Here is a 12,443-nt window from a genome sequence, read left to right on the forward strand (position 1 = left end):
CGCGGGGCGGGCCCGCCGGTCCGGCCGGCCTCGGCGGCCGTCATCGCGGAGTCCCGTACCGGCGAAGGTAGTTGGGGCCGCTGGTGTAGTGCTTGTTGATGTCGGCGGCGCCGGAGCGCTGCTTGCTGAGCAGCGTCCCCGCGGTGACCATGGCCTTGACCGGGAGCCGCTCGGCCTCCAGCAGGGCGGCGCGGAGCGCGGCGCCTGCCGGGCCGAGCCGGTCGACCGCCTCGGTGAGGCGCCGGTGCAGCAGGCCCAGCGAGGTCTCCAGCGGGGCCCGGCCGTGCGCGGCCAGGGCGAAGGCGAGCGAGGCCGCGCAGAGATGGACGGTGATGGTGGTGAAGAGGTCGGTGAGCGGCCGGTCGCTGCTCCCGGTCGTCCGGGGGTCGGCGAACTCGTCCGGCGGGGGGCTGGGTTCGCCGAGGGCGGCGGCCAGCCGGGGTCCGTTGACCCGCAGTCCGTCGTTGTCCTTGGAGAGCAGTCGCAGCCTGGTGGCGCCGTCGGCCCGGTCGAGCACCAGCGAGGTGTTCTGCTGGTGCGACTCCAGCGCCACGCCGTAGCGGAAGAGCGTGGTCTGCCAGTCCAGCAGCAGGGTGAGCAGGGCGTCGTAGAGGGCGAGCGGTTCGCCCCCGTAGAACCGGTCGGCGAGATGGTCGATGACGAGCCGTCCGCCCGGCGCGGTGGCCGCCAGTGCGGCCAGCGGGACGGTGACCGCCCCGTCCAGGCCGGCGGGCTGGCGGCGCAGCAGGACGGCCAGCAGCTCGTGGCCGCCCTCGGTCCAGGACTGTTCGTCGGCGTGCAGCACGAGGCCGGCGAACCGTGGCTCCCGGCCGGCCACGGTCTCCAGCAGCCGTTGCCCGGCGGCGCCGTCGGGCAGCACGCCGGCCTTGATGGTGCGCCGGTTGCGCCGGCCGAGGGTGGCGGTGGCCAGCGGCAGCTTGAGGTGGCAGCGCGGGTCGCGGACCACGGCGACGGTCCGCATCGACAGGGTGGGCACCACCTCCAGGTACGGTGTGCGGCCCGGTACGGCGAGGCCGTCCAGCCCGGCGGCGCGCAGCGCCCCGGCCAGCGGCGGGCCGGCGGTGAGCGGGTGGACGGGCAGGGTGAGGTGGTCGCGGGGCAGTTCGGGCAGGCCGATGTCGGCGGGGGCGGGCCACCAGCCGGGCAGCGGCCCGGGGCCGGGGGGCTCGACCGTGCCGGGCGGCAGCGCGATCCAGTGCAGCTCGAAGGTGGGGTGGAACTCGGGCGCGTGGGCGACGAGTTCGTCCTCGGTCAGGCCGGCGCGGCCGCGCGCGGTGGGGTACACCGGGTGGTCCAGGTAGGCGGCCAGGGTGTCCTGGGCGAGCGCGGCGGCCGGGCCCGTCCAGTAGGCCGGGTCGGGGCCGTACCGGGCGGCGAGCGCGGCCAGCACCCCGGGCCGGGCCCGGTCGTGCAGCTCCATGGTGGCCAGGGTCTGCCGGCACTCCTCGGCGAAGTCCAGGTGGCCGGCGCGGTCCTCGGGGTCGGCGAGGTCCCGTACCCGGGCCAGGACGGCCGCCAGGGAGGTGAGACGGACGCCGTCGGCCTCCAGCAGCGGCAGCCGGGCGGCGTACTCGCACTGGAACCCCTCCTCGGTCACCGGCAGCAGCAGGGTGCCGGCGTCGAGGCCGAGGCGCAGCCAGCGGCCGTCGGGCCGGTCGGTCGGCACGCCGCGGGTGCGCAGCCCGAGCACGTCCTCGCGCAGCAGGGCGGAGAGCACCCGGAGGGTCAGCTGCTGTTCGGCGTTCACGGGGTGATCTCCCACCGCCGGCCGGCGGCGAACCCGGCGGCGGCCTCCCGGAGCGCCACCGGGTCGGGGCCGAGGGCCCAGATCAGGCCGAGGTAGTCGCGGTTGGTGCGGTAGTGGGGGTGCTGCTCGCCGAGGGCCCGCAGCGGTCGGTAGGAGAGGCGGACGTCGCCCTCGACCAGTTCGGCCGGCCCGGGGGCGGCGGTGAGAGTGCCGGCCCGGTCGGCGCAGACGGCCAGGTTGTGGGCGTACGTGTCGTCCCGGGCGCCGAGGTCGGCGGGCAGCCGCTCGCCGAGGTGGGTGCGCAGGACGAGTTCGAAGTAGGGGATGCCCAGCACCTGGGCCATCATCAGGTCGGCCCGGTCGCCGATGGCACGGTAGTTGACCTCGACGATCCGGGCCCGGCCGTCCGCCTGGACGATGAACTCGGTGTGGCAGGCGCCGAGTCCGACGCCGAGTGCGTCCAGTTGGGCGAGCACCTGGTCGACCACGGCCTTCGGGTGGGCGTGCACGAAGTCCAGCGCCTCCTCGATGAAGCCGGGCGGCTGGGAGACCTGGGTGCGGAACCCGCCGAGCACGTGCCTGGTCCGCCCGTCGCCGAGCGTCTCCAGCGTGCGGAGGTCACCGACCAGGAACTCCTCGACCACCAGGGCGGCGCCGGTGCGGCGCCGCCGGATCTCCGTGCCGAGCCGGACCAGCTCGTCGAGGTCCCCGGCCAGTACGACGTCCTCGCTGGCCACGCCCTCCCGGGGTTTGACGACGCAGGGGAACGGGAGGTCCGGCGCGGCGAGTTCGGCGAGGTCCTGGCCGGGGGCGAGTTCGGTGGACCGGACCGCGTCCAGGCCGGAGGCGGTGAGGTGGCGGCGCAGCTCGGCCTTGTTCTTGGCCCGCAGGGTGGCCTTCCAGTCCTTGGCCGGCAGGCCGAAGTACCCGGCGGCCAGGGCGGCCTGGGTCTGCAGGTGGTCGCTGTTGGTGAAGACCGCGTCCGGTGCGTGGTGGCGGGAGATCAGGCCGATCACCTCGCGGAAGTCCTGGACCTGGCACTCCAGCACCTCGACCGGCCGGGGGAGGGCGGCGTAGGCGAGGTGGTGGGCCCCGGCCGAGTCGGTGAGGACGGTGACGTCGAGCCCCAGCGCCGCGGCGGCCGGCAGGAAGCCCTCGGTCACGGAGTCGGTGGGGTTGAGGGCGAGCAGGTACAGCCGCATGAGGGGCGGTCCTCTCCGGTGGTGGTGGCGCCGGCGCCGGCGGTTCGGGGCAGGTCACCGGGGCGGCTCCGCCGCCGTTCCGTCCGCCGGCCGACCTGCCGGGTCCGGGGGCGTGGGCCGGCCGGTTCTTCGGCACCGCGTGCGGGCCGGCCCCGGCTGATCGTCTTTCAGCACGGGACGGAATCCTAGGTTAGGTGTGCCTAAGTGCGTCAAATCCGAGCAGCGCCGGAGTGGCTGGTGATGAGCAGTCACTTTCTGGCTATAAGGTGAGCCTCACCTTAGTTGACTGTGCTCGAAGCTTCTGGAGCCCCCATGCCCGACACGCGGTCGATCCGGCCCGGCGCCGTCGATCTGCTGGGTGGGACGTACCGCCGTCTCGCCGCCCGGTGCCCCTCCCTGCGGGCCGAACTGACCACGGCTCAGGGGCCGGGCGACACCCCCGGACGGGACTGGGCCGCCATGGCCGGCCTGGAGCACCACCGCGACCGGCTGATCGCCGGCGAGGCGGCCCGCATCCTGGCGGGCCACGACCGCGCCCCGCGCGAACACGTCGCGGCCTCCCGGCTGCTGCACCACTACCTGTGGACGGTCTGCCTGCTCGTCAGCGGCCCCTGGTACCTGGAGCGCCGGGTGCCCCGGATCCGCCCGGAGGACCTCTGGATCGACCCCGCCGACGGCGGCCTGGCGCTGCGCCCCGGCGCCTTCGCCTGCCTGCCGGACGACCCCGCGGCCGGACTGCCGGGCGCCCGGGTGCTGGCCGGCGAGGACGAGCTGCGGGCCGAGCTGCGGGCGGCCGTCGCCGACCACGTCACCCCCGTGCTCGCCGCCTTCCAGGGCCCGCTGAAGCGGGGCCCGCGCGCACTGTGGGGCATGGTCACCGACGACCTGGTCTCCGGCATCTGGTACCTCGGCCGGATGCTCGGGGAGGAGGAGGCCGCCGTCGCGGCCGCCACCGCGCTGCTCCCCGGTGACACCCCGCCCTTCCCCGGCGCCGCCGCCTTCCGCACGCTGCCGGGCACCGAGGGGCGGCAGCACCTGACCCGCACCCGGCTCGGCTGCTGCCTCTACTACGCCGTCCGGCCCGCCGAGTCCTGCCTGACCTGCCCGCGCACCGGGGACGCCGAGCGGGTGCGGCGGCTGGAACTGCCCGTTCCCTGAGGCGCCGCCGGCCCGGCCGGCGCCGCGCCGCTCAGGCGGTGGCCGGCTCCCGGTCGACGGCCGGCCCCGCCGGTGCGACCGGCCCGGGGCGTCGCCGGTAGCGGCCCTCGGTGGCGGTCAGCCCGGCCAGCAGCAGGGCCGCCCCGGCCGCGAGCACGGTGACCCGGAACGGGGCGCCCGGCCCGTACCGCTCGGCGGCCCACCCGCCGGCCAGCGTCCCCGCGGACTGCGCCAGGGTGATGCTGCTGACCAGCGCGGCCATCGCCTCGCCGAGGCGCCCGGCCGGGACGGTCCGCTCGACCAGCCCGAACATCGTGATCATCTGCGGTGCCACGGCCACCCCGACGCACCCGATCGCCGCCGTCAGGGCGGCCGCCGTCCCGCCCGCGACCAGCAGCAGCAACGACCCGGCGAACAGCAGCGCGGTACCGGCCCGCAGCCGCAGCGGCAGGCCCAGCCGGGAGGGCAGGGCGGCGGTGGCCACCCCGGAGAAGGCGCTGGTGAACCCGAGGAAGGCGTAGAGCAGCCCGGCGGCCCCCGGCTGCCCGAGGGCCTCGGTGCTCGCCGTGACGCCGACCTGCAGCGAGCCGAAGCAGGCCCCGAGCAGGGCCATCCCGGCCAGCAGCAGGACGTACGGGGTGGTCAGCAGCTTCTCCGCGGACCGCACCCGGCGGACGTCGGCGCCGGGGGAGGCGCTCGGGTGCAGGGCGAACAGGGTGGCGCAGACGCCGACCAGCGCGGCGGCGAGCAGCAGGCCGGCCGCCGGGTCGGCGAGCGTGGCCAGCAGGCCGACCAGGGCCGGTCCGGTGGTGAAGCTGACCTCGTCGACGATCCCGTCCAGCGACATCATCGAGGAGGTCAGGTCCTGCTTGCCGCCGGCCAGTCGCACCCACCGGCTGCGCGAGAGCGGGCCCACCAGCGGCATCGACAGGCCGACCAGCGCGGCCGGGGCGATCTGCCAGCCGAGCGGCGCGTCCCGTTCGGAGGCCAGTACCAGGGCCAGGATCGCCACGGTGTTCACCACGGCGGCGGTCAGCCCCACCGGCCGCTGGCCGCGGCGGTCGGCGAGCCGGCCGACCAGCGGGCCGCCGAGGCCCTGGCCGATCGCCAGCGCCCCGGTCGCCGCCGAGCCGCGCCAGACGCTGCCGGTGTTGCCGGTGACCAGCAGCAGGGTGCCGATCGGGCACATCGCGTTCGGCAGCCGTCCGAGCAGCGACCAGAGCAGGACCCGGCGTCCCGTCAGCCCCACGGCCGACCTGAACTTCTCCACCACGGCCATCGATCACCCTCACCCGGGCCGGCCCGGGGCGCCCGCCTCCCCGTTCGCCGGCCCTACCAGGTACGGACCTGCGGGTGAACCCCGACCGTACGGGCCGGTGCCACGGCCCGGGAACCGTGGGATCACCCAGTGCGCTCGGCAGCTCACGGACGGTGTGCTTGGAGGACCGGCCAAGCCGGTGGCGCGTCCGGGCACCGGGCCGTCCGGCCGGGTGATCCGGGGGGAATCCGGGGTGAACGGCCGGCGCCGTACGGGGTGCCGCGTGGCGGGCGCGGCGCGAGGGCGACGGTGCAGTGCGCCGGGCGCGGGCCTCAGGGGGAGGGCGTCGCGGTCAGGTCCCGCTGGATCTGGTCGAGGATCAGGCCCGCACCGGTGTAGCCGATGCCCAGCATCCAGAGGTTGTCGTCCACCTGGAAGGTCCGGTTGTTCCGGACCGCGTCGAGGTTCTTCCAGAGCGCCCCGCCGGTGATCTTCGCCTGGTCGGACCGGGCGGCGTCGCCGTACGTCGACCAGAAGATCACGTCGGCGGCGGCCTGGTCGACCTGCTCCGGGCTGATCTCCAGCGAGAAGCCGGTCCGGTCCTGGTTGGCGGGCCGGCCGAGGCCCAGGTCGTGCAGGATCGAGCCGATGAAGGTGTCGTTGAGGTACAGGCGGGTGGGGGAGCCGGCCAGGAAGCGGGCCATCTCGACCTTGAGGCCCTTCGCCTTCTCCGGGCCGCCGAGGGCGGAGACCAGCGCCTCGGCCTTCGCCCGGTACCCCGCCTCGGCGCTCCTGGCCTCGTTCTGCCGCCCCAGCGCCTCGGCGTGCAGCCGGAAGTTCTCCTGCCAGGCCGGGCCGGTGGTCTTCGTCAGGACGGTCGGCGCGATCTTCGCCAGGTCCTCGTACCGCTTGTCGTCCCGGGCCTGGCTGCTGAGGATCAGGTCGGGCCGCAGGGCCGCGATCGCCTCCAGGTTGGGCGACCCGATGGTGCCGACCGGCTTGACGTCCTTGAGGCGCTCCGCCGGCAGGTAGCCGGGGAAGGGCGCGCCGGCCGCCGTGGTGGTGGCGCCCACGGGGGTGACGCCGAGGGTGATCGCGGAGTCCAGCGAGTCGGTGTCGAGCACCACCACCCGCGCCGGGCGGGCGGGGACGGTGCTCTCGCCGCGGGCGTGCCGGACGACGTGGGCGCCCCCGCCGGTGGCCGCCTCCCCGCCGGCGGTGCCGGTCGGCGCGGTCGCCCCGCAGCCGCCGAGAGTCAGGGCGCCCGCGAGGGCGAGGGTGACGGCGGCTGCGGACCGGCGGGGCGTACGGGACATCGCGCGGCTCCAGGGCTCGGGGGCGCTCGGCGGCGGAGGATGCCTGCCCACCCGCGCCGATCGCTACGCCCGGGCGCTGCCCCCGCTGCCGCCCGGGCCCCCGCGCCGCCTGTGCCGCCGCCGGTCCGTCCGTCGCCGTCCGGTCGTGCGCGTCCCCGCCGGCCGTCCCGGCGGTCCCTGGCAACCGCCGTCAGGCCTCGCCCGTGCCGGCCTCGCCGCCGTCCTGGCGCCGCCGGCGCAGCACCTCGTCGTACTCCGCGTGCACCCGGCGGTCCAGCGCCAGCGCGAACTGGGCGTCCACGACCGTGCGGGCCAGCGGGCGGACCCGCAGGATCTGCTCGGTCAGGTGGGCGGCCTCGCCGGGGGGCAGCGGCCGGTCGTCGGCGAGGGCGCCGAGCAGGTGCTCGCGGACCAGGCCGACGAACAGCTCGGCGATCGCGTCCACGTGTTCCTGGGTGCGCCGGCTGGCCTCCAGCACCACGGAGAGCGGGACGCCCTCGGCGACCAGGGCGGTGGTGGCGTCCATCAGCCGGCGGCTGATGTGGGTGATGCCGTCCGCCCGGACGGTGATCCAGCCCTGGGCGACCGACTCGGCGGTGTTGGTTTCGGTCAGCTGGTCGCCGAAGGCCGTCTTGAGCTCGTCCCAGTCCAGGTCGACCGGGGTCTCGTCGGACCACGGCGCGATGATCGCGGCCTCCAGGCCGATCAGCTCGGCGACGTCGCGCCCGCTCTCGCCGGCGCCGATCAGTTCGGCGATGCCGCCGAGGGTGTGTCCGCGCTCCAGCAGTTCGGCGATCACCCGCAGCCTGGCCAGGTGGGCCTCGCCGTACCAGGCGATCCGGCCCTCCTTGCGCGGCGGCTGGAGCAGCTTGCGTTCGCGGTAGAAGCGCAGGGTGCGGGTGGTGATGCCGGCCGCCTCGGCCAGCTCCTCCACCCGGTACTCGCGCTGCGCTGTCGCCGCTGGTGCTGACCGGGTCTTCTCCACGGCGCTCAGCATAGGCGCGGCGGGCGGGCGACCGACGCTGCCGGGCTTCTTCCATCAACTGTCAACAAGAGCTACCCTGCCAATCGTGCCAGTGATTACTGGCGCGGATGTAATGGACGTGCGCACCTTCACCCCCATCCTCAGGAGGGACGCCGCATGGCACCCACCCCCAAGCGCGCCGAGCCGACGGCGCCCGCCACGCCCCATGTGCGGGTCGCCGTGATCGGGTCCGGCTTCGGCGGCCTCGGCGCCGGCGTCCGGCTCCGCCGGGCCGGGATCACCGACTTCGTCATCCTGGAGCGCGCCGGCTCGGTCGGCGGCACCTGGCGGGACAACAGCTACCCGGGCTGCGCCTGCGACGTGCCCTCGCACCTCTACTCCTTCTCCTTCGCGCCCAACCCCGAGTGGCCGCGCAGCTTCTCCGGCCAGCCGGACATCCGCGCCTACCTGGAGAAGGTCACCGACGTCTTCGGCCTGCGCCCGCACCTGCGCTTCAACGCCGAGGTGACCGAGGCCCGCTGGGACACCGGGCGGACCCACTGGCGGATCACCACCACCGCCGGCCGGTGGACCGCCGACGCGATCGTCTCCGCCGCCGGGCCGCTCGCCGACCCGCAGATCCCCGACCTGCCGGGCCTGGACGGCTTCCCCGGCAAGGTGTTCCACTCCTCCCGCTGGGACCACGACTACGACCTCGACGGCAAGCGCGTCGCGATGATCGGCACCGGCGCCTCGGCCGCCCAGATCATCCCCAACATCCAGCCCAGGGTCGGCCGGCTGACGGTCTTCCAGCGCACCCCCGCCTGGGTGCTGCCGCGCCGCGACCGCGAGATCAGCGCCGCCGAGAAGTGGCTGCACGACCGGCTCCCGGTCACCGCCCAGCTCCGCCGCGGCGCCCTGTTCGCCCTGCGCGAGCTGCAGGTGGACGCCTTCGTCCGGCGCCCCGGCGCGCTGCGCCTGGTGCAGCGGATCGCGGAGCGGCACATCGCGGCCGGCGTCGCCGACCCTGCGCTGCGGGCCAGGCTGACCCCCGACTACCGGATCGGCTGCAAGCGGATCCTGCTGAGCAACACCTACTACCCGGCGCTGGCCGCCGCCAACACCGAGGTGGTCGCCACCGGCCTGTCCGAGGTGCGCGGCTCCACCCTGGTCGCCGCCGACGGCAGCGAGCACGAGGTGGACGCCATCGTCTTCGGCACCGGCTTCCACGTCACCGACATGCCCATCGGCGCCCGGGTGTTCGGCGCGGACGGCCGCAGTCTCGCCGAGGAGTGGAAGGAGGGCATGGAGGCGCTGCGCGGCTCCACCGTCCGGGGCTTCCCCAACCTGTTCTTCGTGATCGGACCGAACACCGGCCTCGGCAACAGCTCGATGATCCTGATGATCGAGTCCCAGCTGAACTACCTGATCGACGCGCTCGGCACGCTGGAGGCGGTCGGCGCCACCGCGATGCAGCCCACCGCCCGGGCCCAGCGGCAGTGGAACCTCACCCTCCAGCACCGGATGTCGCGCACGGTCTGGTCCACCGGCGGCTGCAACAGCTGGTACCAGGACGCGGGCGGCAAGAACACCGTGCTGTGGCCCGGCTCCACCACCGGCTTCCGGCGGGCCACCCGCCGGGTCGACCTGGCCGAGTACGAGCTGATCAAGCGCACCGCCCCCGAACCGGCCCCGCGCGCCCAGGAGGTCCTCGCATGAGCCCCGCGATCCCCGCCGACTGCCTCCCGCCCACCCCCGTCGAGGAGTTGCGGATCACCTCGGCGGACGGCACCGCCCTGCACGCCGAGGTCCACGGCGACCCGGCCGCGCCGACCGTCCTGCTCGCCCACGGCTGGACCTGCTCGATCGCCTTCTGGGCCCCGGTCATCCGCCAACTCGCCGGTGAGTTCCGCCTGGTGGCGTACGACCAGCGCGGCCACGGCCGCAGCGACGCCCCGTCGGGCCGGGCCGGGTACAGCACCCGGGCGCTCGCCGACGACCTGGAGGCGGTGCTCACCCGGGTGGTCCCGGCGGGCGGGCGGGCCCTGCTCGCCGGCCACAGCATGGGCGGTATGACCGTCATGGCCGCCGGCGACCGGGCCGGGGTGGCGAGCCGTACGGCCGCCGCCCTGCTGGTCAGCACCGGCGCGGCCGACCTGGTCGCCGAGCTGCGGGTCGCGCCGGACGCCCTGCGCAGCCCCGGCCTGCGGCGCTTCCTGCACCAGCGGATCCTGAAGTCCCGGCTGCCGCTCGGGCCGGTCACCGGCGTGAGCCGGGCGGTGCTCAAGTACGCCACCATGGGCCCGTCCGCACCGGCCGGCCGGGTCGAGGCGACCGCCCGGATCGTGCACGCCTGCCCGACCCCCGTCCGCGCCCACTGGGCCGGGGTGCTGGGCGAGTTGGACGTCCGCGACGGACTCGCCGCGCTGGCCGCGCCGACCGCCGTGATCGTCGGCACCGACGACCGGCTGACCCCGCCGGTGCTCGCGCACCGGATCGTCGCCGGGCTCCGCGACCCGCAGGGCCTCCTGCTGCTGCCCGGCGCCGGCCACATGGCGCCGGTCGAACGGCCGGCCGAGGTCGCCGCCGAGATCCGCCGCCTTGCCGTCGCCCACCTGGGCGCCCCCGCCGAGAGGAGCACCGCCGCATGAGCGCCGTCCCGCCGCTGTCCGGCCAGGTCGTCGTCGTCACCGGAGCCGCCCGCGGGGTCGGCGCGACGCTGGCCCGCAAACTCGCCGCGCGGGGGGCCAAGGTCGCCCTGGTCGGCCTGGAGCCCGCCGAGCTGAAGGAGGCCGCCGCGCGCTGCGGGCCGGACGCCTCCTCCTGGGAGGCCGACGTCACCGACATCGAGGCGCTGACCGCGACCGCCCGGGCGATCCAGGACCGCTACGGCCGCATCGACGCGGTGGTGGCCAACGCCGGCATCGCCATCGGCGGCCCGCTGCTGGACAGCGACCACCGGGCGTTCAGCCGGGTGATCGAGGTCAACCTGCTGGGCAGCGTCGCCACCGCGCGGGCCTTCCTGCCCGCGCTCGCCGAGAGCCGCGGCTACCTGCTGCAGATCGCCTCGCTGGCGGCGCTGACCCCGGCGCCGCTGATGAGCGCCTACTGCGCCAGCAAGTCGGGGGTGGAGGCCTTCGCCCACGCCCTCCGCGCCGAGGTCGCCCACCAGGGCGTCAAGGTCGGCGTCGGGTACTTGAGCTGGACGGACACCGACATGGTGCGCGGCGCCGACCAGGACGTCGTGCTGCGGCAGATGCGCTCCCGGCTGCCCTGGCCGGCCAACAAGACCTACCCGCTCGACCCGGCGGTCGACCGCCTGGTGGCCGGCATCGCCCGCCGCTCGGCGCACGTCTACGCCCAGGCCTGGCTGCGCGCCATGCAGCCGGTCCGCTCGCTGCTGCCGGGGCTGATCGCGACCGTCGGGGCCCGTGACATCGCCAAGCTGGCCCCGCAGCTGAGGGCGACCGCGAGCACCCGGCTGCGCCCGGTCGGGGCCGGCGGGGAGGCCGACTCGGCGGCCCGTTCGGCCGGGGCGGCGGGCGGCACGGAGTAGGGGGGACGGGAACGGTCCCGGACGGACGACGGAGAGCGCCCGTCCGGGACCGTCGTCCGTCCGGCGGGCCGGGGGCCGGGTGCGCGACCGCCCGGGGCCGGGTCGGTGGCGGCGGACCGTCCGGGTGACGGACCGTCCGCCGCCGGTGCCGGCGGAGACCCCCGTCGGGGTGACGGTCCGTCCGTTCCGGCCGCCCGGCGGGCCGTCCGGGTGCGGGGCCCGCCGTCGCCGGGTCATGCCCACGAGCTGGGAAGCGGCCCGGATGTCGGTGTTTTCGGGCGGCGGAATCGGTACCGTCGGGCCCATGACCACTGCCCTCATCACCGGCGCCACCGCCGGCATCGGCGCCGCGTTCGCCGTCAAGCTCGCCCGCGCCGGCCACAACGTCGTCCTGGTCGCCCGGGACACCGAGCGGCTGTCCGAGTACGCCGAGAAGCTGTCCGCCGAGTACGGCGTCGAGACCGAGGCACTGACCGCGGACCTGGCCACGGACGCCGGCATCGCCGCCGTCGAGGAGCGCCTCGCGGACCCGGCCCGGCCGGTGGACCTGCTGATCAACAACGCCGGCTTCGGCAACAAGGGCGCCTTCCTCGCCGTGCCGCTCCAGGCCGAGCTGGACATGCAGAAGGTGCACATCGAGGCCGTGCTGCGGCTGACCGCCGCCGCCCTGCCGGGGATGCGCGAGCGCCGGCTCGGCGGAGTGGTCAACGTGGCCTCGGTGGCGGCCTTCCTGCCGCGCGGCACGTACGGGGCGAGCAAGGCCTGGGTGGTGAGCTTCACCCAGGGCGTGGCCCGTGACCTCGGCGACTCGGGCGTGCGGATGATGGCGCTCTGCCCGGGCTTCACCCGGACCGAGTTCCACCAGCGGGCCGGCATGGGCACCTCGGACATCCCGTCCTGGGGCTGGCTGTCCGCCGAGCGGGTGGTGAACGAGGCGATGCGCGACTTCGCCCGCGGCCGGTCGCTGTCCGTCCCCGGCAAGCGGTACAAGGCGGCGGTGGCGGTGGCCCGGCTGCTGCCGTCCGGCGCGCTCGGCGGGGTGTCCTCGAAGGCGGCGCGGACGTACGGCAAGGAGTGACGGCCGGCACGGGCCGCGCCTCGCGTCCGGGGGCGGGCGCCGGGGCGGGACGGGGTCCGGTGGGAGCGGGTTCCGCGGTGGGCGGGGTCGTCGGGGCCGGGCCGGTGGCGGGCGGGAGCGGCGGCCGCAGCGGGAGGAATAGA

10 protein-coding genes are annotated in these 12,443 nt (G+C 75.9%); 5 read left to right on the top strand and 5 right to left on the bottom strand.

Annotated elements, in window-relative coordinates; all coding sequences use genetic code 11:
* Positions 1 to 40: 40 nt before the first annotated feature.
* Positions 41 to 1,768: an IucA/IucC family protein gene (locus IE329_RS05595; protein WP_229927195.1), complete on the bottom strand. Its 1,728-nt coding sequence runs from the start codon at positions 1,766 to 1,768 to the stop codon at positions 41 to 43.
* Complete coding sequence (locus IE329_RS05600; protein WP_190209675.1) at positions 1,765 to 2,970, bottom strand: ATP-grasp domain-containing protein; 1,206 nt, start codon at positions 2,968 to 2,970, stop codon at positions 1,765 to 1,767. The genes IE329_RS05595 and IE329_RS05600 overlap by 4 nt, the downstream gene beginning before the upstream one ends.
* A gap of 312 nt (positions 2,971 to 3,282) precedes the next feature.
* Between IE329_RS05600 and IE329_RS05605 the strand changes: the two genes are divergently transcribed.
* On the top strand, positions 3,283 to 4,128 hold the full coding sequence (locus IE329_RS05605; protein ID WP_190209676.1) for a (2Fe-2S)-binding protein: 846 nt from the start codon (positions 3,283 to 3,285) through the stop codon (positions 4,126 to 4,128).
* Between the two features lie 31 nt (positions 4,129 to 4,159).
* Here the strand turns inward: IE329_RS05605 and IE329_RS05610 are convergent, their stop codons facing one another.
* From IE329_RS05610 to IE329_RS05620, 3 genes are all read right to left on the bottom strand, one after another.
* Positions 4,160 to 5,407: an MFS transporter gene (locus tag IE329_RS05610; RefSeq protein ID WP_190209677.1), complete on the bottom strand. Its 1,248-nt coding sequence runs from the start codon at positions 5,405 to 5,407 to the stop codon at positions 4,160 to 4,162.
* Positions 5,408 to 5,718: 311 nt separating this feature from the next.
* On the bottom strand, positions 5,719 to 6,702 hold the full coding sequence (locus IE329_RS05615) for an ABC transporter substrate-binding protein (protein WP_190209678.1): 984 nt from the start codon (positions 6,700 to 6,702) through the stop codon (positions 5,719 to 5,721).
* 190 nt (positions 6,703 to 6,892) lie between these two features.
* Positions 6,893 to 7,699 (bottom strand): MerR family transcriptional regulator, encoded by an 807-nt coding sequence (locus tag IE329_RS05620; RefSeq protein WP_190209679.1) that lies wholly within the window; start codon positions 7,697 to 7,699, stop codon positions 6,893 to 6,895.
* Between the two features lie 144 nt (positions 7,700 to 7,843).
* On the opposite strand from IE329_RS05620, the gene IE329_RS05625 reads away from it, so the two are divergent.
* The 4 genes from IE329_RS05625 to IE329_RS05640 all read left to right on the top strand — a co-directional run bounded on the left by IE329_RS05625 (position 7,844) and on the right by IE329_RS05640 (position 12,300).
* Positions 7,844 to 9,385 (top strand): flavin-containing monooxygenase, encoded by a 1,542-nt coding sequence (locus IE329_RS05625; RefSeq protein ID WP_190209680.1) that lies wholly within the window; start codon positions 7,844 to 7,846, stop codon positions 9,383 to 9,385.
* Positions 9,382 to 10,317 (top strand): alpha/beta fold hydrolase, encoded by a 936-nt coding sequence (locus tag IE329_RS05630; RefSeq protein ID WP_190209681.1) that lies wholly within the window; start codon positions 9,382 to 9,384, stop codon positions 10,315 to 10,317. The genes IE329_RS05625 and IE329_RS05630 overlap by 4 nt, the downstream gene beginning before the upstream one ends.
* The gene (locus tag IE329_RS05635) at positions 10,314 to 11,222 is read left to right on the top strand and encodes an SDR family oxidoreductase (protein WP_190209682.1); all 909 of its coding nucleotides are present in this window, start codon (positions 10,314 to 10,316) and stop codon (positions 11,220 to 11,222) included. The genes IE329_RS05630 and IE329_RS05635 overlap by 4 nt, the downstream gene beginning before the upstream one ends.
* A 304-nt stretch (positions 11,223 to 11,526) precedes the next feature.
* Complete coding sequence (locus IE329_RS05640) at positions 11,527 to 12,300, top strand: SDR family NAD(P)-dependent oxidoreductase (protein ID WP_190209683.1); 774 nt, start codon at positions 11,527 to 11,529, stop codon at positions 12,298 to 12,300.
* The last annotated feature ends 143 nt before the right edge of the window (positions 12,301 to 12,443 follow it).

Origin of the sequence: Kitasatospora indigofera (assembly GCF_014655955.1) — a bacterium.
In the GTDB taxonomy this organism is placed as follows: Bacteria; Actinomycetota; Actinomycetes; order Streptomycetales; family Streptomycetaceae; genus Kitasatospora; species Kitasatospora indigofera.